Below are 22715 nucleotides of genomic sequence, written 5' to 3'. Positions count from 1 at the left end.
GGGCCAGACGGGACTGCTGATTCTCATCAACAGCCCCCGCGCGATAGCCTTGTGAGGTGGAACTAATAAAGTGTCTTTGTCAGTGAATCATCAAGACTTGATTAAAAATCAACAAATAAATATGTGAAAATGCTGTGTTAAAATCGACTTATGCTATAATTGTTGCAAGCAAGCAGTTCGCGCTGTTGTGGGGAACAATAGCGAACTGAGATATTAATTAGGGTGGGATTTAAGCTCATGTGGAAAAAGTTACACTATATGGACTATGTGCTGTTTATCCCGTATTTGATTGTTAGCGGGATCGGCGTTGTCATGGTCTATTCATCGAGTTCATACGTAGCCGCACAAAATGGCACGACACCCACCGGTTATTTGGTAAAACAGCTGATTTGGGTTGTCTTAGGATTATTGATTACTTTGGTTTGTATGAATTTGAAGATTGACTATTTTAAGCAAACTAAGTTACTCGGCTTTTTGGGGTTTGCGATGTTGATTGTTTTGGTTCTTCTCCGGCTAGTTGGTAAATCAATTAATGGGGCGGCCGGCTGGATTATTTTAGGGCCAGTTTCAATTCAACCGGCCGAATTTTGTAAGTTCTATCTGATCATTTACTTGGCATCAATAATTGCCCAACGTGAGGCGCATTTTGGCGTGGCCCGTTTTCGTGAACTTGGTGCACAGTTTGTGATGCTCTTCGCGATGATTTTATTGATTTTTGTTCAACCTGACCTTGGTGGGGCAACGATTAATTTAGCAATTGCGGCAGTGATTTTATTTGCGAGTGGTATTCCGTACTTTGTTGGTGTCGGTGTTTTTGCGGGGGCAGTCGGGGCCTTTGAATGGGTCTTAGTACCGTTAGTGAGTCGTCTACCCCAAAGTGCTTTTACTAATTCTTATCAGCTCCGGCGATTTCTGGGGTTTCTTAATCCGTTCAAGACGGCTTCGGGGGCTGGAACGCAACTGGTCAATTCTTACTATGCCATTTCGAATGGCGGCTTGACAGGCGTTGGTATTGGGAATAGCTTGCAAAAGCGCGGATACTTACCCGAGCCAAACACTGATTTCATTATGTCGATCACGGCAGAAGAACTAGGATTGATCGGTATTCTGCTAGTGATGGGATTATTATTAGTGATTGTGGTGCGCACCATATATATTGGGGTACGTGCAACTAATACGTTTAATGCACTAGTATGCTACGGAGTGGCCGCATATTTGACCATTCAAGCATTTGTTAATGTGGGTGGGATTGTTGGTCTGATTCCGATTACTGGGGTGACTTTCCCGTTCATGAGTTATGGTGGTTCCAGTATGATGGTGTTGACCCTTTCACTGGGGTTGGTGTTAAATATCAGTGCGTTGGAAAAAATAGCCCGACGCAACACCGTTCGACAGGCAGGCTAAAATGATTTTATTTGGAAATGAGGGATTTTGGTGAAGAAAGTATTAATTGCTAACCGGGGAGAAATTGCAACGCGGGTTATCCGTGCTTGTCATGAATTAGGCTTGCAGACTGTTGCGATTTACGCCAAAGAAGATGAGTTTTCAGTTCACCGTTTCAAAGCTGATGAAGCGTATCTAGTTGGGGAAGGTAAGGCGCCAATTGCGGCTTACCTTGATATTGAAGATATTATTCGCATTGCCAAAGAAAATCATGTTGATGCGATTCACCCTGGTTACGGTTTCTTATCTGAAAATGCGACTTTTGCACGACGGATTGCTGAAGAAGGGATGACGTTTGTTGGCCCTAAGCCGGAACATCTCGAGATGTTTGGGGATAAAATCACGGCCAAGCGAGTGGCACGTGATGCTGGCGTTCAGACGATTCCAAGTACTTTGCATCCGGTGACTAGCCTGAATGAGGCCTTGCAGTTTACCCAAAAGTACGGTTATCCAATTATGATCAAAGCTGCTATGGGTGGTGGTGGTCGTGGGATGCGGATCGTGCATGAAGCTTCAGAATTACAAGAAGCTTTTGACCGAGCCCGTTCGGAAGCCATGCAATCCTTCGGCGACGATGAAATCTACTTAGAAAAGTTCATTGCGAACCCCAAGCACATTGAAGTTCAAATTTTAGCGGATGCGCACGGTAACGTGATGCATCTGTTTGAGCGGGATTGTTCTGTTCAGCGTCGTAATCAAAAAGTGATTGAATTTGCACCAGCCGTAGCACTTCCAGTTGAATTACGGACTAAGATTTGCAATGCGGCGGTCGATTTGATGAAGAGTGTCCACTATCTAAACGCAGCAACGGTTGAATTCTTGGTCGAAGGGGATCAATTCTATTTCATGGAAGTCAACCCACGAGTTCAAGTGGAGCATACGGTTACGGAAATGATTACTGAAATTGACATCGTGCACGCCCAACTGAAAATTGCGATGGGTGGCGATCTGTTCGAAGACTTGCATTTGCCACACCAAGACGCCTTGACATATAAGGGTGCGGCAATTCAGTGCCGAATCACGACTGAAGATCCGGCTAATGATTTTATGCCGGATACTGGACGGATTGAGACGTACCGGTCACCAGGTGGGAATGGTGTTCGGTTGGATGCTGGTAATACTTATTCGGGGGCCATTGTAACCCCATATTTTGACTCATTGTTAGTCAAGGCTTGTGTGGCGGCCCGTAATTTCAAGGCGGCTGTTCATAAGATGCGACGGGTCTTAGTTGAATTTGACATTCGTGGTGTCAAGACGAACATCCCATTCATGTTGAATGTGATCGACAACCCAACGTTTCAAGCTGGTGAAGCTGGGATACGCTTTATCGATCAAACGCCCACGCTCTTCAAATTCCCTGATGACACGCAACGTGAAGATAAAATGTTGAAGTATATTGGGAACGTGACTGTTAATGGTTTTGCCGATGTTGCTCAGCACGCAAAAAAATACTACCCTGACGTTGAATTCAAAGATGATTTCCAGCCGATCGCACCTGAAATTGTGACGGCCAAAGACGTCTTAGACAACCAGGGTGTCCAAGGCTTGCAGCAGTGGTTACTAGCACAAAAGCAAGTGTTATTAACGGATACGACGATGCGTGATGCACATCAAAGCTTATTTGCAACCCGAATGCGGACGAAGGATATGCTGGCCGTTGCTGCTGCGTCACAAAAGGCATTGCCACAACTGTTTTCATATGAGATGTGGGGCGGTGCGACTTTCGATGTGGCTTACCGTTTCTTGAATGAAAATCCATGGAATCGGCTAAAAGAACTTCGGCAAGCGATGCCACGGACATTATTCCAAATGTTATTTCGTGGTTCGAATGCGGTTGGTTATCAAAACTATCCCGATAATGTGATTCGGGAATTCATCTTAGAAGCCGCTAAGAGTGGAATTGATGTCTTCCGTATTTTTGACAGCTTGAATTGGATTCCACAGATGGAAAAGAGTATTCAAGCCGTCAAGGAGACGGGCAAGATTGCTGAAGCAACGATTTGCTATACTGGCGATATTATGGATCCTGATCGACAGAAATATAGTCTCGATTACTACCGGCAATTGGCTTTAGATTTGCAATCAACCGGTGCTGACATTATTGCTATTAAGGATATGGCGGGAGTCTTGAAACCGGAAGCTGCTTATGAGTTAGTGGCTACGTTAAAGGAATCGTTAGCCGTGCCGGTTCATCTGCATACACATGATACGACTGGCAACGGTATCTTCACCTATGCGCGAGCTGTTGAAGCTGGTGTTGACGTGGTCGACGTTGCAGCCAGTTCACTGTCAGGAACGACGAGCCAGCCTTCAATGAGCTCGCTATACTACGCGTTAGCGCACAATGATCGCCAACCAGATGTTAATATTAATAATGTCGAAGCTATTAATCGTTACTGGCAAGGTGTCCGACCATATTATCAAGACTTTTCAAATGGGATGACTAGTCCCCAAACGGATATTTACCAGACGCAAATGCCTGGTGGCCAATATTCTAACTTGCAACAACAAGCTAAAGCAGTTGGCCTTGGTGACCGTTGGGAAGAGGTCAAGGCGATGTATGCGACGGTCAATGATATGTTCGGTGATATCATCAAAGTGACACCAAGTTCAAAGGTTGTGGGTGACATGGCCTTGTTCATGATGGAGAATCATTTGACGCCAGCTGATATTTATGATCATGGAACCAAACTTGATTTTCCAGCCTCAGTAATTAATTTCTTTGCTGGTAATATTGGACAACCAGTTGGTGGTTTTCCGAAGAAAATGCAAAAAATTATTTTGAAGGATCATCCAGCGTTGACTGTTCGACCAGGTAGTTTAGCTAAGCCGGCTGATTTTGACGCCGTTAAAGCGGAATTGTCAGCTAAACTTGGCCGCGACGCTAATCATCAGGAGGTTTTGAGCTACATCCTGTATCCAAAAGTCTTCATGGATTACAATGCCAGTCACAAACGGTATGGTCATGTCTCCTTGTTGGACACGCCAACTTTCTTCCAGGGAATGCGACTGGGTGAAACCGTCGATATTGAATTGGCGAAGGGCAAGACCATGATTGTTAAGCTCAACCAAATTAGTGATCCCGATGTTGATGGGGTCCGGACACTTTACTTTAGTATCAATGGTCAAAATCAAGAGATTATGGTCAAGGATAATGCCATTCATCAGTCGGCAACGAGCACACGTAAAGCAGAACCAACTAACGAGAATGAAGTTGGCGCAACGATGAGCGGGTCCGTTCTGAAGTTACTGGTTAAGAAAGGCCAGACCGTTAAGAAGGGCGAACCATTACTCGTGACTGAAGCGATGAAGATGGAGACGACGATTCAAGCACCAGAAGATGGTGTCATTGAACACATCTATGTCAATGCGGGTGATGTGATTCAAACGGACGATTTATTATTAGAAATCGCACCACAATAACTTTGTTGTCAGTGGATCACTAGTGGCTCAGGCTGCTAGTGATTTTTTAATTTAGGTCGTCTAACAGGCTAGCGAAATGCTGAAATTCAATATGGAACTAAAGAACTTAGTTGACGAAATACGGAATCTAGCCTAACATTTAAACAACAACGCTAGTAGAAGAGGTGAGGTTCGATGGATTTTACAGTTAAACCGCGCCGGTCGCTCATCGTCTATATGCATTCGATGAAGCAGGTGCGCCAATTAAAGCGGTTTGGGTTAATTCAATACCAATCACGCAAGGAACATTATGTGGTCTTGTACATGGATGAAAATCAGATTCCAGCGGCAACCACTAAAATCAAAAAATTAAATTTTGTTCGTAAGGTTGAGCCGTCATACCGACCGGACGTTGCTATGAACTTTGGTGAACGCGTGGATCAAGGGTTCTTTAAACCGACCACGACCGGAGCACCGGATGACGATGATGAGGATTAAGTTGGTGAAGATGAGATGCGAATTGTAGCAGGAGACTTTGGTGGCCGGCGGTTAAAAGCCGTACCAGGAATGCAGACCCGGCCAACGACAGATAAAGTGAAAGAAGCTGTTTTTAATATTATTGGGCCTTACTTTGATGGTGGTCAGTCCCTAGATTTGTTTGCGGGTAGTGGTGGCTTAAGTATTGAAGCTGTTTCACGGGGGGTGACCCGGGCGGTCTTGATTGATCGGCAGTACCAAGCCATCAAGACGATTAAGGATAATATTGCCGTCACGAAGGCACCCGACCGTTTTGAAGTCATTAAGGGGGATGCTGAACGAGTTTTAGACCGGTTAGCAACTCAAAATGAACGCTTTGATTGGGTATTCTTAGATCCGCCGTATGCTAAACAGCAAATTGTTAAGGATATTCAACGTTGTGATACATTGGGATTACTGAATTCGGGTTGTCGAATTGTCTGTGAAACTGATACCAATGCGAACTTGCCAACAACGTTGTCAGGTTTTGAATTGGTTCGACAACAAGATTATGGTATTACAGTTATTACCATTTACCAAAAAGTAACGGAGGTTGGGTAAATTATGGTGACAGCAGTTTTTCCAGGAAGTTTTGATCCGATTACGCGTGGACATTTAGATATGATTCAGCGTGCTAGTCGGTTTGTTGACCATCTGATCGTTGCTGTGATGGTCAATACGAGTAAGCAACCCTTGTTTACGATGGCTGAAAAGGTAGCGATGATCAGCGATGAAGTCGCGGAACTACCCAATGTTGAAGTTCAAGCAGCGACCGGATTGACCGTCGATTTTATGGCGAGCGTCCACGCCACCGTGTTAGTACGTGGACTACGCAATGAGCAGGATTTTGGCTATGAACGTGACATCGCGTGGATGAATAAGTCGTTGGATGAGACGATCGAAACGATTTGTCTAATTGCTCGACCGCCGTATGCTTACTTTTCGTCTAGTTTAATTAAAGAAGTCGCTAAGATGGGGGCCGATGTTTCGAAGTATGTCCCAACCGCAGTGGCACAAAAACTACACCAACGTTTAGGAAATGATCAACATGACTAAAGTACGACAGCTATTAAGCCGGTATTGGGGCATACTAGTCGTCGTACTGGTGGTTCTGGCCCTGTTTTTGGTACCGTTACCGTACTATATAGAGGGGCCGGGAAGTGCGGATAACTTAAAAACGTTTGTCACCGTTAAACGTCATCCAGATCATCACCGTGGTAAATTTATGTTGACTTCGGTGGCAGAAGCGCCGGCGACACCCATACTGTGGTTATATGCACAGTTGAATCCACATTATGATGTGGTTAGTGCGCAGGATATGACGGGTGGTCAAGATGACGCGACCTATAATCGCGTTCAAAAATTTTATATGCGTAGTGCGATTAATGAGGCGATTGCGACGGCGTATTCGGCCGCCCATAAAGCTTATCATAAGACTTATCAAGGAATTTATGTCTTGACCGTTCAGCCTAATTCGAAGTTTAAGCACCAATTAAAAGTTGGCGATACCATTACCAAAGTTGATGGGCACCATTTTAACACGGCGAGTGCTTACCAACATTATATTGGTCGGCAGGGGGTGGGCCACCGGGTGACGATTACGTACCGGCGTAATGGCGATACCAAGCAGGCCACCGCGCCCTTGGTCAAGTTGAGCACCCACCGTGCCGGCATCGGGATTGGGTTGACTGATAATATCAAGGTCACAACGGCCATCCCAGTTAAGGTTGATCCCGGCCAAATTGGTGGACCGTCAGCTGGATTAATGTTTAGTTTACAAATTTATCAACAATTAACCAATCAGAATTTGCGGCATGGGCGTAAAATTGCTGGTACTGGAACAATTGATCAGAATGGCCAAGTTGGTGAAATTGGCGGGATTGATAAGAAAGTGATCGCCGCAAAACGCGCGGGCGCAACGATTTTCTTTGCACCGTATGTCAAGCCAACCAAAGCGTTGTTAGCCGTTGAAGAAAAAGGGCAAACTAATTATCAGTTAGCCAAAGCGACCGCTAAAAAGTACGCACCGAACATGAAAGTCATTCCGGTGACGTCTTTTAAACAGGCGGTTCATTATTTGCAGACCCATCCGAATTAAGATTGGGTTCAAGTTAGAAAAAAAGTTTGGGATAAAACCCAAACTTTTTTCATGGTCTGAGACACCTTCTTCGTAACTATGAGTCGAAGGGGTGAAAATAAATGATGACTTGGATCAAATTACTTAAAGCACATTGGCGTATCGTTGGAATTGGTAGTGCGCTTATCATTATTTTGATAACGGGGTGGGCCCTTAGTCAGCTTAGACAACCGCAATCAGCTGTTCCCAATGAGTTACTGGCTAGTTCAGAATCAGTAGGCGATAGGACAAGTGCACGTTCAACAACGGCCACTAGTACGTCGGCAACGGGAACAGTATCAGTGAATCCGGCTGGCAGTCAGGCAGGCAATGATTTACCAGGGTATGTGGATGTTAAGGGTGCAGTTAATAAGCCGGGGTTGTATCAGATTACAGCAAGTATGCGGGTGGCAGATGTCATTCAGTTGGCGCAAGGCATGCAGCCACAAGCCGATGCTCAGCAAGTTAACTTGGCTGCTAAAGTCACTGACCAACAAGTTATTTACGTACCAGTTAAGGGTGAACAGCCTTTAACTGTGGTCAAACCACCGGTGACGCCATCAGCTAGTTCTAATTTGGAAGTGTCTGGTGGTGCTCATTCGTCGACGGATAAGGTTAATCTTAATACTGCGGATGTGGCTGCTTTACAAAAATTAAGTGGAATTGGGCAAAAGAAAGCGGAAAAAATTATTGATTATCGCCAGCAACATGGTAATTTTAAGACGATTGATGATTTGAAAAATGTTAGTGGCTTTGGTGAAAAAACAGTGGCGAAGTATAAAGACCAACTGACCGTCTAGTTTCAAAGCAAACAATTTGGTATACTACTGTCATTGAAAGTGAGGCATAAAGTAATGAGAGATCAACGAATTCCATGGGATCAATATTTTATGATGCAGGCTGTCTTACTGGCTAGTCGGAGCACGTGTGAACGGCTTTCGGTCGGCGCGACGATTGTGCGTGACAAACGAATTATTGCGGGTGGCTACAATGGCTCAGTATCTGGTGACGTGCATTGCATTGATGAAGGCTGCTATTTGGTTGACGGGCACTGTGTGCGGACGATTCATGCGGAAATGAATGCGATTTTGCAATGTGCTAAGTTTGGGGTGGCGACGGCTGGTGCCGAAATCTATGTCACTGACTTTCCTTGTTTGCAATGTACGAAGATGTTATTACAAGCTGGAATTCAAAAAATTCATTATTTGCGTAATTATCATAATGATGCTTATGCGATGTCCTTGATTGAACGGAAACACGTGGCGTTGCAACAAGTTAAGTTTGATCAATCAGACTTAGATAAGTTGAATCTTGATCAAATCTTATTAGACCGTGACTAGTTGCGGGCACTGTTTTTTGCCGCAATTGCGTGCGGTTTACTTAGTAGTTGGTTAGTTGACCAACAATGGCTAGCGGCTGGATTATTATTCATCTGGTTATGGCGAGTCGTACGATTACGAGATCGTCATTGCTTACTGGTGACGATACTCTGTTTAGTACCCATGACTGGTTGGTTGAGTTGGCAAAACCAACGTTTTACAAACTTGGTTCGGCAGCCCAGTCAGATGGTAACGATTAATTTGACGGTTCAACCGGATGCAATTACGCTACGTGGTAGTCAGTATCAGATGGTTGCTACGAGTCCGGTGGGTAAATTATTAGTCAAGGGCCAATTGAAACGAGCGATTGAAAAACAACAATTGGGCCAGATTGCTCGACGAACGACGTGGCGGGTGCAAGGCAAACTTGATGCGATTGCACCACCAACGAATCCAGGTCAGTTTGACGCGCCCAAATATTATCGTAGTCAAGGGATTGCACGCCAACTCACTGTAACGGCTGTCAAGCAAGTTAGGACGGCACCGCGGCGTGGTTGGGGACGACTGCTTGACCAATTACATCGTTGGCGACAAATGTTTTTTCAGACGTGTCAGCGGCTCCCACCGACGCTCAGTCGCTATGCAACCAGCTTATTAGTGGGGATGCGGCCGGCGGATTTTCAGGCGACTATGGGTGCAGTACAACAGCTGGGGTTGTTGCATCTATTTAGTTTGTCGGGGATGCACGTTATTTTATTGGTTGCATTTTTACAATGGCTGTTGCTGCGGTTACATTTAAGTCACCAAGCCATTGACTGCTGGTTGCTAGGGCTTTTACCAGCATACCTTGTGCTGGGTGGTGGTGCCGATAGCTTACAACGAGCAGTGGTGACGGCGGCCTTGCCGATTGTTTGGCAACTGCTGACACGGCAATCGAGTGGTTCGTTGAGTGGTTGGAGTATGGCACTGATAATCGGAATCGTCCATAATCCCTTAGTATTGAGTCAGTTAGGTGGTCAGCTCAGTTATGGTCTGGCGTTATTGCTCATCTTAATGCCGGGCTTGCCCACGTGGCGACTAGCCGTCTGGGTTCAAGTTATTAGTTTACCGGTGTTATTGGTGGCAACTGCCCAGTGGCACCTGTGGTCACTAGTAGTTAACTTAATAGTGGCGCCGATTTTTAGTTGGGTATTGCTACCAGTGACCGTCATTGGAGCTAGCGTGGGCTTAGTATTTCCATTAGTCACCAGTATGTGTGAGTGGGTTTTGGCGAGCTTTCAGAATTGGCTTGATTGGGTCAGTCATTGGCCGGGATTACTGGTCATTGGTCAACCGAATGCGCTGTGGGCGTGGGGGCTCAGTTTGCTGAGTTTATGGCTATTACGAACACCAAAACGTCGGTATTGTTGGGGATTATTATTAGCATATACATGTTTTGGTATCAGCATGCGCTTTCCACTGCATGGCACTGTTCAATTTATCGATGTTGGCCAAGGCGACTCGATTTTGATTCGCCAACCGTTTAATCGTCAGGTCAGTTTGATTGATACCGGTGGACAATTGCATTTTCCACGGCCTCGCTGGCAAGATGATGGCCTAACTTCTAAATCACGTGTTGAAACCATTACAGTCAATTATTTACATCGTCTAGGGATTAGACACTTAGATACAGTTTATTTGTCACACAAGGATGTTGATCATATCGGTGATTTGGGCGAGCTGTTACGACTGATGCCAGTTAATCAGGTGGTAGTTCCAGCGGGGATGGCACATTTAGCTAAGTTTCAGAAATTGTTGCTACCAGCTAAAAAGCGGCCGAAAGTGGTTGAGGCCCTCGCTGGTCAAACATTTGCGGATGGTTTAGTGGCTGTCCATCCGTTTAAACCTGGGCGTGCTGAGAATGAAGATTCGTTAGTGCTGACGGGTGTTTATGGACAGCAGCGTTTTATGTTTACCGGTGATCTTGACCGGGCAGGAGAACGGGCAATCGTCGCCCGCTATCCCCAACTGCGCGTGGACGTGCTCAAGTTAGGCCACCATGGTAGTAAAACGGCGTCTGATCCACTGGCATTGCGACAATTGGGCGTCCAACGTGGTGTGTTATCGGTGGGACGCCATAATCGTTATGGTCATCCCAATCAAGAAACCTTGACGACATTAACAGCTCAACATATAGAGACTTATTCAACGGCTTTACAAGGAATGATTACGTATCGCTTTTTTAATCATCGGAAGGGCCGTTGGCAAACATTTTTAAAGGAGGGTGATCGTCATCAACGCACAACAAGCGTTAAAATCGATTCGCAAAGGTGAATTAGCATCGGTCTATGTTATTTTGGGAACGGTTGACTACCTAGCCGATCAGCTCAAACAAGCGTTGATGCAACAAATTCCAAGTGAAGAACAAACGATGAACGTCGGCAGTTATGACATGGAAACGACACCGGTAGCCGTTGCTTTGGATGATGCAATGTCAGCGCCGTTTTTTGGTGATCGACGCTTGGTTTTTATTAACCATCCGTATTTTTTAACGGGTGAGAATAAAAAGACCAAAGTTGATCACGATTTAGAATCGCTACAGCATTATTTTGAACAACCAGAGCCCACGACTATTTTGGTGCTCATGGCGCCTTATGAGAAGTTGGATGCGCGCAAAAAACTTGTTAAAACTTTGAAAAAGCAAGCGACAATGATTGAAATCAATCAAGTGTCTGAGGTTGAAACGCAACGTTATGTACAGGCAGCTCTGGACGAAAAGCAGATTCGAATTGATGCTGACGCGCTACAAGAATTGGTTAATCGAACGGATGGACAGTTGGGATTGATTATGGGGCAATTGCCTAAGCTAATGATTTATGCGGCGCAGTCCCAACAAATTGATTTGGCGGCGGTTCAATCCTTAGTCACTAAGTCGTTGACACAGAATGTCTTTGATTTGGTCAACGACGTGTTACGATATCGGACACAACCAGCTGTTGAACTGTATCACGAGCTCGTGGCGGCTCAGGAAGCACCGTTAAAAATCAATGCCATTTTATTGGGACAGTTTCGCTTATTATTACAAGTTAAAATTATGGCCCGGGCCGGTTACAGTCAGGGCAGTTTAGCTAGTACACTCAAAGTGCATCCATATCGGGTCAAGTTGGCGATGCAGACGGTCCGCCACTTTGATCAGGCCGCATTACGAGCAGCTTACTTGGGATTATTACAAACAGAAGTACAGATGAAAACGACTCAGCGCGATCCCGAATTGCTTTTTGAATTGTTCATGGTTCAATTTGTTAATGAGCGGCGAGCGGTGGCTGGAACCCATGCCTAGATTTGCGAGCAACGGCTGAGTTTTTACTAGTGAGCGCTAATTCTCACACTGGATTACTGAGCCAATGTACTAGGATTTCTGACAGATGCCTGGTTGAAGTTTAATCGTTAAACTTTAGCAAGGTTGTTATCAAGATGAATGTAGGCGATAGCGGTTACCTTAAAAAGATAGACTACCAAGATTTTTTAAATCTTGGCAGTCTATCTTTTATTTGGCTGAAGGTACAAAAAAACGCCGTCGCAATGCTCGGGCGTAAAATTAGCTTATTTAGCGTAACGTGCGGCCATTCGTGACTTGTCACGGGCAGCTTTGTTGCGCTTGATAAGACCTTTAGAAGCAGCCTTGTCAACTGCGCTAGTTGCTGCTAAGTATAAATCGTCGACGTTGTCGGCACCAGCAGTTTTAGCAGCTTCAAATTTTTTAACAGCAGTCCGCATCGCACTCATTTGGGCGGTGTTACGGACGTTTGCTTTATTGTTTGTTTTCACGCGTTCAATAGCGGATTTGATAATTGGCATCAGATTCACCTCCATCATTTTTTCAACAAATGCTATTATACATAAGCCCCGGCCTGAATGCAACCGTTATGTGTAAAGTAATTTATCTTGATATGTATTCAAACTTGCTTTTTAGTCCTTAGTTTGCTAGACTATATCAAGTGTTCAGCAACCCTTTACTTAGTTTTTCGTGCACCACCAACGATTTACTCAGTTTAGGGCAATTATTTGAAAGGTGGTTGAAACACATGGCAATTTCACGCGAAAAGAAGACGGAGCTTATTAACAAGTATGCTCGTCACGAAGGCGATACTGGTTCTGTTGAAGTCCAAGTTGCAGTTTTAACGGAAGACATCAACGAATTAAACGAACATTTACGGGTTCACAAGAAGGATTTTCATTCACAACGTGGGTTGATGAAGAAAATTGGTCACCGTCGTAACTTGTTAGCTTACCTTCGTAAAGAAGACGTTAACCGTTACCGTGACTTAATCCAAAGTCTTGGTCTTCGTCGTTAATATTAAGATTATGGGAACTGCCTACGGGTGGTTCTTTTTTTGTTCGAAAAATTACAGAAACAATACATAAACTTTATCAATCCCAAACAACCGTTCGGTATACTTTTGCTTATTCAAAAGTGATTGAGGGGATTTCATGGAAGCGACGGTAAGGTTGACCCGTAATTTTCGGGTTCTATGGTTTGGCAGTTTGATTACAGATTTGGGTAATGCGATGACGTTACCATTTATTGTGTTATATATTCAGACTTTGGGAGACTACACTACGAATCAGTTGAATTTTTTAGGTGCGGCTGCTTTTGCGATTACTTATGCTTGTAAAGCGCTGGTCGCACCATTGTGGGGGCGGTTAGCTGATCAAAAGGGACGTAAATTGATGTGTCTACGCGCAGCTGGCATGATGACACTGACGATCTTAGGGGTAGGCTTGGCCCCTAACGTAGCGGTGCTGTTAATTTTGCGAGCGGCTCAGGGGGCCTTTTCGGGCTATATCAATAACGCCAATGCGCTGATCTCAGTTACAGCACCGGCTGAACGGCGTGGACAGTGGTTAAGTAGGTTAGTGACGGGCAGTATTAGTGGCACATTGATGGGACCGTTATTAGGCAGTGTTCTTGCTAATACAGTAGGTTACCGGGGAGCTTTTATGGTAACCAGCGGCTTGATGGCCCTAGTATTTGTCATGACATGGTGGGGTGTGCAGGAGACAGTGATGCCCGTTAGTCGGGCTGAACTACTACCATTACGGCCAGTTTTACAACAATTAGGTGGAAACTTTGTCATTGCTTTATTAACATCGTTATTAGTTGTGCAAGCAACGACAAACGCGGTGACGCCACTGTTAAGTTTATTAGTTGGGGACTTGGCTCCCCAAGCATCGACACAAACAATCGTTTGGATGACCGGGGTAGTAGCTGCTGCACCGGGAATCGCTACCATTCTAATGGCTAATCGGGTTGGCCGTATTTTAGATCGGTTAGGTGCGAATCGTTGTCTGCTTATTTTTTTGACGTTAGCAATCGTTGACTTACTATTAACCAGTATGGTTCACCAGATGGCTCAGCTGGTCGTTCTACGGTTACTACTCGGTGTTGCGGATGCGGCACTATTACCGGCGCTTCAAGTGATGACCGTTGAACACGTTCCGCACGCTGCTTTTGGTCGTGTTTTCAGTTTGAACCAGTCAGCACAAGCGTGTGGTAACGTCGTCGGCCCAGGCTTGGCCGTACTAGTTGCCAACTGGTGGGGGTATCAACCCATCTTTTTAGTCACTGCTGGCTTACAGCTTATGGCGCTAGGTTTATGGCTGATTTATTTTAGGCATCAACGCGCTCATTAAATTGTCTAAGAATGGTCTAACTATTGCTTTACTTTAAAATGTGGTAAACTGGGGAGAGTTACTTAATCGGAACAGGTACGCTGGTACTTGTAAATTTTAATAGAGGAGTTTTTAGATCATGAACTTTGCAAACGTTGATTTAATGACCGCAATGGTGACCCCTTTCGATGATCACCAACAATTGGATGAAAAGCGGTTAGCGAGTTTGATTGAACATTTATTAGCACATGGCACACAAGGAATTTTGGTGGGTGGCACCACTGGTGAAGCACCGACGTTAACAGAAGATGAAAAGTTAACTTTATTGAAGAAAGCTGCTGACATCGTTGATGGTCGGGTTCCAATCGTTGCTGGAACTGGTTCTAATAGTACTGCTGCCACGATTGCGTTTACTAAGAAGGTTAGTCAGATCAAGGGAATTGAGGCCGCTTTAGTGGTTGTTCCTTATTACAACAAGCCGGACCAAGCTGGGATGATTGCGCACTTTACAGCAGTTGCTGATCAGGGTGGCTTACCGGTAATTATCTATAATATTCCAGGCCGAGTCGTTGTGAAAATGGATGTGTCAACGGTATTAACGCTAGCACAGCATCCGAATATTATTGGAATTAAGCAGTGTGCGACGATGGAAGAATTTGGTGCCATTGTTGAGAATGCACCAGCTGACTTTTTGGTTTACACGGGTGAAGACGCACAAAGCTTAGCTGCTAAGGAAATTGGTGGCGCAGGTGTTATTTCAGTGGCTAGTCATATTTATGGTGACGAAATGACGGCGATGTTCAGCGCCATTGATCAAGGCGATATTGCGATGGCGGCAAAGTATCAACGCGATTTAACGCCGAAGATGAGTGCATTATTCAGCGCACCATCACCAGCGCCCGTCAAGGCGGCATTGAATCATTTAGGGCAACCTGTTGGTAATCCACGGTTACCGATTTTGCCGCTAAGTACTGAGCAGACAACACAACTTTTTCAAACATTAAACATTTAGAAGAATCAAGGTGAAATAATTGAGTAGTAAAATTCAAATTACCCCGTTTGGCGGGGTCCGTGAAAACGGTAAAAACATGTATGCTGTCGAAGTCGATGGCGATATTTATATTTTAGATTGTGGGCTAAAGTACCCGGAAAACGAATTATTAGGAATTGATATTGTGATTCCAGATTTCAGTTATTTGCGGGAAAATGCTGATCGAATCGTCGGAGTCTTCTTAACTCACGGCCATGCTGACGCTATTGGTGCGTTACCATACTTTTTAAATGAGTTTAACGTGCCCGTATTCGGCTCAGAATTGACGATTGAACTTGCTAAGATTCAATTGCAAAAGGATCCCAAGGCTAAAAACTTTAATGATTTTCACGTGATTAACGAGAAGACCGAAATTGATTTTGGTTCAGTGACGGTTTCGTTTTTCCGGACGACCCATTCAATTCCTGACTCAATGGGAATCGTGTTACAAACCAGTGCTGGTGAGGTCGTCTATACGGGTGACTTTAAGTTTGATCCAACTGCGGCAGGAGACTACCAGACTGATTTTGCACGCTTAGCAGAGATTGGTTCAAAGGGTGTCTTGGCACTGCTTAGTGATTCGGCCAATGCTGAAAATTACGAACAGCCTGTAAGTGAGCGTGAAATTGCGGCTTATGTTCTAGAGACTTTTAAGTATCATCCTGGCCGGATTATTGTGGCATCGGTAGCTTCCAATATTTTGCGCATTCAGCAGGTTTTGGATGCCGCCTCGAAGTCGGATCGAAAAGTTGCTCTGATGCCTGGTGATGTCGAGAGCATCGTCAAGACGGCTATTGACCTGGGTAAGTTACACATGCCTGAAAATGTCGTTGTTCCTTTGCAGTCAATTGACAAGCTTAAGCCTGAACAAGTGGTTATCTTGCAGACGGGCCGGATGGGTGAACCCATCAAGGCGCTACAGCGGATGGCAAATAAGCAGGAGAGCAAGGTTAATATCGAGAAAGGTGACTTAGTCTTTATTACAACGACGCCATCGCATTCGATGGAAACCGTGGTCGCGAAGACACGTGATATGATTTATCGCGCTGACGCGGACGTCAAAGCAATTGCGGATGAAATGAATTCGTCGGGCCATGCTGCCAAACGGGACTTACAATTAATGATCAATATGATGAAGCCACAGTACTTTATTCCCATTCAGGGCGAATACCGACTGTTGGATGCGCATGCTGACTTTGCCCGCGAAGTTGGGATTCCAGATGACCATGTCTTGATCGCAGCTAAAGGGGACCAATTACTTTATGATGGGGATACCATGCATTTAGCCGGCTCCGTTGAAGTTGGTGATACGATGATTGATGGTATCGGTGTTGGTGATATCGGTAACATTGTCTTACGTGATCGTAAAATCTTGTCAGAAGACGGTATTTTTGTGGCGGTTGTCACGATTGATCGGAAGAAGAAGAAGATTATCGCAACACCAAAGATTACCTCGCGTGGTTTTGTTTATGTCAAGACGAGTAAAGACTTAATGCAGGAAAGCGCTGAGCTGGTTAAAACAACGGTGCAGGAAAATCTGGATAACAAAGAGTTTGACTGGGGTCACCTCAAACAAGCGGTGCGTGAAAAGTTGAACCATTATTTATGGGATCAAACAAAGCGGCATCCAGTTATCTTACCAGTCATTATGGAAGTTAATCAGCACCATCGTCGGACTAAGAAGGCTAAACCAGCCACACCAGCTGAAAGTGACGCTAAAGCTTAATCATAAAAAAGTCGGAAGTTGCTTCCGACTTTTTTAGTAGCAATGAAGAGGGGCGAAATCAAGTGACGGTATCTGAAACACAATTAGCAGCCGAGCGAGCCAGCCAAGCTCAGGAGTGGTCTAAGGCCGCCAGTTTGTGGGAGCAGGTTTATCAAACTCAACAAACGGCACCAATCAATTATCATTTGGTACAAGCATTGGTCGCGGATCAACAATACGTGGCCGCTGCTAGTTATGCGAGTGAATTTGAAGCACAGTATTTAGCAACCGATGGGGCTGCGGAACTCTATATAACGGCGCTCATTGCGAATCATGATTTCATTATGGCTCGCATCGTGATCATGGCCCGTAAATCAAGTGGTTGGACAAAAACGATGCTTGCCACCCTAGCTGCAGCGGAGACTAATGCTGAACAGACGGTTGCAACGACTTTAACGACAACGATGCGGCATTTCTATCATCTATCCGATCAGCCGGCGCGGCAGCATGCCGATAGTTTACAAGCAGCCCATCATTTGACGTACCAACGTTACTTAACGGCCGCTAAATTTCTATTAGTGGATCCATTTTTGCACCCTTTAACGCGGGTTGAGGTTCTTTATACGCTATATAATTTACGCGTGCCAGAAATGGTTAAGATGCAATGGCTACTCAACGATGAAATGCTAACATTGTGTCCAGCGAAACTATCAGTCTTTGGTCAGGATGAGACTAGTATGGCGGTTTATCGAGTTTTGAAAGCGCGCCTCGGCAATCAAGATGTTTTTCTATATGAAAACTTACGGGAACTTTTACAATTGCAATTAATGTATTTATATCCGCAAGCCAAAGTAGTTATTACTGATCCAGCGGCGTGGATCGATGTTTTAATCTGGCAACAGACGGGACAGGCGGTGACCGTCACGGGAGCAGAAATAGAAAAAATGATGAAAATTCAACAAAAAATTCAGCAATTTAGTCTTGATTTACAGCAGTAAGCGTGTTTAATAAGAATTTCCTAACAAAAAATCAATTTTTTGAATAATATCTGTTTACAAATCAGATTAGGCTATATATAATATTTAAGGATTCTCAGTGATGGGTGCGCGATTTGGCCTTTTCACTAGGATGTAGTATAATACTAACTAAAGAATTGTTGAGACCATTTTGGCCTCGGCACTATTCTTGCGAAAATCACAGGAGGTTTCATTAATGGCAAAAGAACATTATGAAAGAACAAAACCCCATGTAAACATTGGTACTATTGGCCACGTTGACCATGGGAAGACTACTTTGACCGCTGCAATCACTAAGGTATTAGCATCTAAGGGCTTGGCTAAAGAACAAGACTTTGCTTCTATCGATGCTGCTCCGGAAGAACGTGAACGTGGTATTACTATCAACACTGCCCACGTTGAATACGAAACTGAAAAGCGTCATTACGCTCATATCGATGCCCCAGGACATGCTGACTACGTTAAGAACATGATTACTGGTGCCGCTCAAATGGACGGTGCAATCTTAGTTGTTGCCGCAACTGATGGTCCTATGCCACAAACGCGTGAACACATCCTCTTGGCTCGCCAAGTTGGTGTTGACTATATCGTTGTCTTCTTAAACAAGACTGATCTTGTTGACGATGACGAATTAGTTGACTTGGTTGAAATGGAAGTACGTGAATTACTTTCAGAATACGATTTTCCTGGTGACGATATTCCTGTTATCCGTGGTTCAGCGCTTAAAGCTCTTGAAGGCGACCCAGAACAAGAAAAGGTTATCATGCACTTAATGGACGTTGTTGATGAATACATCCCAACTCCAGTTCGTGATACTGAAAAGCCATTCTTGATGCCTGTTGAAGACGTCTTCTCAATCACTGGTCGTGGGACTGTTGCTTCTGGTCGTATTGACCGTGGGACTGTTAAGGTCGGCGATGAAGTTGAAATCGTTGGTTTACACGAAGACGTTCTTAAGTCAACTGTTACGGGTCTTGAAATGTTCCGTAAGACTCTTGACTTAGGTGAAGCCGGGGATAACATTGGTGCGTTATTACGTGGTGTTAACCGTGAACAAGTTGTTCGTGGTCAAGTTTTGGCTAAGCCAGGTTCGATCCAAACCCACAAGAAGTTCAAGGGTGAAGTTTATATCTTGAGCAAAGAAGAAGGTGGCCGTCATACGCCATTCTTCTCAAACTATCGTCCACAATTCTACTTCCACACCACTGATATCACTGGTGTTATTGAATTGCCAGACGGCGTTGAAATGGTTATGCCTGGTGACAACGTAACGTTCACTGTTGAATTGATTCAACCAGCTGCCATCGAAAAGGGTACCAAGTTCACGGTTCGTGAAGGTGGTCATACTGTCGGTGCCGGTGTTGTTTCAGAAATTGATGACTAATCTCTAACTGATTTTCATTGATTGATCTAAGCGACTTGGAAGTCTTCTTCCAAGTCGCTTTTTTTAAAGAAATTAACAATCAATGGCGTGCTTACGCGCTTTTTTAACCAATTCGGTTTACTTTACGGGAACGATAGGTTAAACTTAACAAGTATGCAATTGACTAGAATTGTAGAAATTATAATGTTTCGGAGGGAATACAATGGCTGCAAAGTGGGAAAAGAAAGAAGGCAACCAAGGCGAATTAACATTCGAAATTGGTGCTGACAAAATTAGTGAAGGTATTGATAAGGCCTTCCAACGGACTAAAAAGAACTTAAACGTTCCTGGTTTCCGTAAGGGTAAGGTTCCACGTCAAATCTTCAATCAAATGTACGGTGAAGAAGCCCTTTATCAAGATGCTTTAAACATCGTGCTCCCAGAGGCATATGAAGAAGCAATCAAGGAAACTGAAATTGAACCAGTTGATCAACCTCAAATCGACGTTGACAGCATGGAAAAAGGCAAGCCATGGGTTTTAAAAGCCGTTGTTACGGTTAAACCAGAAGTTAAGCTTGGCCAATACAAAGAACTTAGTGTCACTCGTCAAAACACGCGGGTCTATGCTAAGGATGTTGACGCTGAATTAGAATCACGGCGTGAAAAGCAAGCTGAATTAGTTTTGAAGGAAGACCAACCTGCCGCTAATGGTGACACGGTGGTCATCGACTTTAAAGGATTCGTTGATGGCGAACCATTTGAAGGCGGCGAATCTGAAAACTATTCACTTGAATTAGGTTCTAACTCATTCATTCCTGGTTTTGAAGACCAATTAGTTGGTGTTAAGGCTGGCGACGAAACTGAAGTTAAGGTAACCTTCCCTAAGGATTACCAAGCCGAAGATTTACAAGATAAAGAAGCCACTTTCAAGGTTACGGTTCACGAAGTTAAGACTAAGGAACTCCCTGAATTAGATGATGAATTTGCCAAGGATGTTGACGAAGACGTTGATACACTTGAAGAATTAAAAGCTAAGATCAAGGATGAACTTAAAGAACAAAAGGAATCTGCTGCTCATGATGCCATTGAAGATGAAGCTTTAAACCAAGCTGTCGACAATGCCGAAATTCAAGCAATTCCTGATGCCATGAAGGAAGACGATATTCATCGTCAAATGGACCAATACTTGGCTAATATGCAACAACAAGGAATCGATCCTAAGACTTATTACAAGTTGACAGGGACTACTGAAGACGACTTGCACAAGCAATTTGCTGCTGATGCTGAACGCCGGGTTAAGACTAACTTAGTCTTAGAAGCGGTTGTTGAAGCTGAAAACATCAAACCATCTAAGGATGAAATTGCTGCTGAAGTTAAGGATTTAGCTAGTCAATACAACCTGGAAGAAAGCGCTGTTCGTGGTGCTTTAACTGATGATATGTTGTCACATGACATTGCAATTCGCCAAGCCGTTGACTTAATTGCTGATTCTGCTAAGCAAAACGCTAAAGCAGACGACAAAAAAGATGACAGCGACAAAGATTAATTAGTAAGCAAGTAAAAGGTTATGACAGATTAATTCTGGCATAATCTTTTTTTTACATAGCGGTAGCTAATCAAGGATTAATTAAGTGATGACGAACGATTGTTACCAGTTAGTTTGCTGATTATTTGGTTTCAACGACCCATTTGAACAAATAATTTCGGGTTTGGGTTCGTCCATGTTATAGTAATGGACGTAGAAGACAGTGCCTAAGCTGGTTTTAGCTTAGTTTTTCTGTTATGATTAATCCATGTAAATACATCGATGAGGTGAGAATGAATGTTTGAGAATACCGAGACAAACGGCCCTGTGAACTGCTCGTTTTGTGGTAAATCACAAGATCAAGTTAAAAAGATCGTGGCTGGCCCCGGCGTTTATATCTGTAATGAATGTATCGATTTGTGTAAAGAAATTATCGATGAAGAGTTTAGTGAAGAACAAACGCATGAATTAACAGATATTCCAACGCCTAAAGAAATCGTAGACGAGTTGGACCAGTATGTGATCGGTCAGAATGAAGCTAAGCGGACCCTTTCAGTTGCGGTTTATAACCACTACAAACGGGTTAAGGCTATGGCTGATAGCGATGAAGAGACTGATGATGGTCCGGAATTACAAAAGAGTAATATTAGTTTAGTTGGGCCTACTGGTTCTGGGAAGACCTTCCTGGCACAAAGCCTAGCCCGGATTTTAGACGTCCCATTTGCGATTGCAGATGCGACGACGTTAACCGAAGCCGGTTATGTGGGTGAAGACGTTGAAAACATTTTACTGAAGTTATTGCAAAATGCGGATTACGATGTTGAACGTGCCGAAAAAGGTATTATTTATATTGATGAAATTGATAAGATCGCTAAGAAGAGTGAAAATGTTTCTATCACCCGGGATGTTTCTGGTGAAGGGGTTCAACAAGCACTCTTGAAGATCTTGGAAGGCACGATTGCCAATGTGCCGCCGCAGGGTGGGCGTAAGCATCCGCAACAAGAGTTTATTCAGATTGACACGACCAACATTTTATTCATCGTTGGTGGGGCCTTTGATGGAATTGAAGACATCGTCAAACGTCGTTTAGGTGATAAGACAATTGGCTTTGGAACTGATACGGACGGTAAAAATGCAGTCTTGGATGATTCCAAGAGTCTGATGCAACAAGTTGTCCCAGAAGACCTCTTGCAATTCGGCTTAATCCCTGAATTTATTGGGCGTCTTCCAATCTTGACCGCGCTCGAACGTTTAACGGAAGACGATTTGGTTCGAATCTTAACGGAACCAAAGAACGCGCTTGTTAAGCAATATCAGCGTCTGATTGCTTTGGATGGTGCTGAATTGGACTTTAACGACGACGCCTTACGAGCGATTGCTCAAGAAGCATTAGCCCGCAATACGGGTGCCCGGGGGTTACGTTCAATTATCGAGGACACCATGCGTGATATCATGTATGATATTCCAAGTCGCGAAGATGTTAAGAAAGTAATCATTACCCGCGAAACGGTAGCGGATCATGCCGAACCAGAACTTGTTTTAGCGGATCAAAAGGCTTCCTAAAGCTTTTTTAAGCGCCCGTAATAGCATTTTTCATTCAGGACCGCGATGAGGATTCATTCGCGGTC

The 22715-nt window shown here is 44.3% G+C and carries 19 protein-coding genes; 18 read left to right on the top strand and 1 reads right to left on the bottom strand.

All coding sequences use genetic code 11. The features are described 5' to 3' along the window. Positions 1 to 237: 237 nt before the first annotated feature. From LP667_RS09325 to holA, 10 genes are all read left to right on the top strand, one after another. Complete coding sequence (locus LP667_RS09325; protein WP_021732077.1) at positions 238 to 1404, top strand: FtsW/RodA/SpoVE family cell cycle protein; 1167 nt, start codon at positions 238 to 240, stop codon at positions 1402 to 1404. Between the two features lie 30 nt (positions 1405 to 1434). Further along, complete coding sequence (locus tag LP667_RS09320; RefSeq protein ID WP_056988474.1) at positions 1435 to 4866, top strand: pyruvate carboxylase; 3432 nt, start codon at positions 1435 to 1437, stop codon at positions 4864 to 4866. A 174-nt stretch (positions 4867 to 5040) separates the two neighbouring features. After that, positions 5041 to 5343 carry a YlbG family protein gene (locus tag LP667_RS09315; protein WP_021732075.1) on the top strand — a complete coding sequence of 101 codons (303 nt, stop codon included), beginning with the start codon at positions 5041 to 5043 and terminating at the stop codon, positions 5341 to 5343. A gap of 15 nt (positions 5344 to 5358) precedes the next feature. Continuing rightward, a complete protein-coding gene (gene rsmD / locus LP667_RS09310; protein WP_021732074.1) occupies positions 5359 to 5922 on the top strand; it encodes a 16S rRNA (guanine(966)-N(2))-methyltransferase RsmD in 564 nt (187 codons plus the stop codon). A 3-nt stretch (positions 5923 to 5925) separates the two neighbouring features. Beyond that, the gene (coaD, locus tag LP667_RS09305) at positions 5926 to 6417 is read left to right on the top strand and encodes a pantetheine-phosphate adenylyltransferase (RefSeq protein ID WP_021732073.1); all 492 of its coding nucleotides are present in this window, start codon (positions 5926 to 5928) and stop codon (positions 6415 to 6417) included. Beyond that, positions 6410 to 7459 carry a SepM family pheromone-processing serine protease gene (locus LP667_RS09300; protein ID WP_021732072.1) on the top strand — a complete coding sequence of 350 codons (1050 nt, stop codon included), beginning with the start codon at positions 6410 to 6412 and terminating at the stop codon, positions 7457 to 7459. The genes coaD and LP667_RS09300 overlap by 8 nt, the downstream gene beginning before the upstream one ends. A gap of 101 nt (positions 7460 to 7560) precedes the next feature. Next, positions 7561 to 8277, top strand: coding sequence for a helix-hairpin-helix domain-containing protein (locus LP667_RS09295; protein ID WP_021732071.1), 717 nt, complete (start codon positions 7561 to 7563; stop codon positions 8275 to 8277). A 54-nt stretch (positions 8278 to 8331) separates the two neighbouring features. Next, positions 8332 to 8817, top strand: coding sequence for a ComE operon protein 2 (locus LP667_RS09290; protein ID WP_021732070.1), 486 nt, complete (start codon positions 8332 to 8334; stop codon positions 8815 to 8817). Next, a complete protein-coding gene (locus tag LP667_RS09285; RefSeq protein WP_021732069.1) occupies positions 8818 to 11109 on the top strand; it encodes a DNA internalization-related competence protein ComEC/Rec2 in 2292 nt (763 codons plus the stop codon). It begins immediately after the preceding gene. Then, positions 11060 to 12115 carry a DNA polymerase III subunit delta gene (gene holA / locus LP667_RS09280; RefSeq protein ID WP_021732068.1) on the top strand — a complete coding sequence of 352 codons (1056 nt, stop codon included), beginning with the start codon at positions 11060 to 11062 and terminating at the stop codon, positions 12113 to 12115. Before LP667_RS09285 ends, holA begins: the two co-directional genes overlap by 50 nt. Before the next feature lie 263 nt (positions 12116 to 12378). Here the strand turns inward: holA and rpsT are convergent, their stop codons facing one another. Continuing rightward, positions 12379 to 12633, bottom strand: coding sequence for a 30S ribosomal protein S20 (gene rpsT, locus LP667_RS09275; RefSeq protein ID WP_003645660.1), 255 nt, complete (start codon positions 12631 to 12633; stop codon positions 12379 to 12381). A 227-nt stretch (positions 12634 to 12860) separates the two neighbouring features. Here rpsT and rpsO point away from each other — a divergent pair, with 227 nt between their 5' ends. The 8 genes from rpsO to clpX all read left to right on the top strand — a co-directional run bounded on the left by rpsO (position 12861) and on the right by clpX (position 22650). Then, positions 12861 to 13130, top strand: a complete 270-nt coding sequence (gene rpsO, locus LP667_RS09270) for a 30S ribosomal protein S15 (protein ID WP_003639022.1) — start codon at positions 12861 to 12863, stop codon at positions 13128 to 13130. 136 nt (positions 13131 to 13266) lie between these two features. Continuing rightward, complete coding sequence (locus LP667_RS09265; protein ID WP_021732067.1) at positions 13267 to 14469, top strand: MFS transporter; 1203 nt, start codon at positions 13267 to 13269, stop codon at positions 14467 to 14469. A gap of 118 nt (positions 14470 to 14587) precedes the next feature. Beyond that, positions 14588 to 15460, top strand: a complete 873-nt coding sequence (gene dapA / locus LP667_RS09260) for a 4-hydroxy-tetrahydrodipicolinate synthase (RefSeq protein ID WP_021732066.1) — start codon at positions 14588 to 14590, stop codon at positions 15458 to 15460. A 19-nt stretch (positions 15461 to 15479) separates the two neighbouring features. Further along, positions 15480 to 17204: a ribonuclease J gene (locus LP667_RS09255; RefSeq protein ID WP_021732065.1), complete on the top strand. Its 1725-nt coding sequence runs from the start codon at positions 15480 to 15482 to the stop codon at positions 17202 to 17204. A 62-nt stretch (positions 17205 to 17266) separates the two neighbouring features. Beyond that, positions 17267 to 18181 (top strand): hypothetical protein, encoded by a 915-nt coding sequence (locus LP667_RS09250; protein WP_021732064.1) that lies wholly within the window; start codon positions 17267 to 17269, stop codon positions 18179 to 18181. Between the two features lie 214 nt (positions 18182 to 18395). Next, a complete protein-coding gene (gene tuf, locus LP667_RS09245) occupies positions 18396 to 19583 on the top strand; it encodes an elongation factor Tu (protein WP_021732063.1) in 1188 nt (395 codons plus the stop codon). A gap of 202 nt (positions 19584 to 19785) precedes the next feature. Further along, positions 19786 to 21108 carry a trigger factor gene (gene tig, locus LP667_RS09240; protein ID WP_056988473.1) on the top strand — a complete coding sequence of 441 codons (1323 nt, stop codon included), beginning with the start codon at positions 19786 to 19788 and terminating at the stop codon, positions 21106 to 21108. Positions 21109 to 21384: 276 nt separating this feature from the next. Further along, positions 21385 to 22650, top strand: a complete 1266-nt coding sequence (gene clpX / locus LP667_RS09235; RefSeq protein WP_021732061.1) for an ATP-dependent Clp protease ATP-binding subunit ClpX — start codon at positions 21385 to 21387, stop codon at positions 22648 to 22650. The last annotated feature ends 65 nt before the right edge of the window (positions 22651 to 22715 follow it).

The organism is Lactiplantibacillus paraplantarum, assembly GCF_003641145.1.
GTDB lineage: Bacteria > Bacillota > Bacilli > Lactobacillales > Lactobacillaceae > Lactiplantibacillus > Lactiplantibacillus paraplantarum.
The sequence above is the reverse complement of the archived record's forward strand: the minus strand, read 5'-3'. Positions and strand labels throughout refer to the sequence as shown.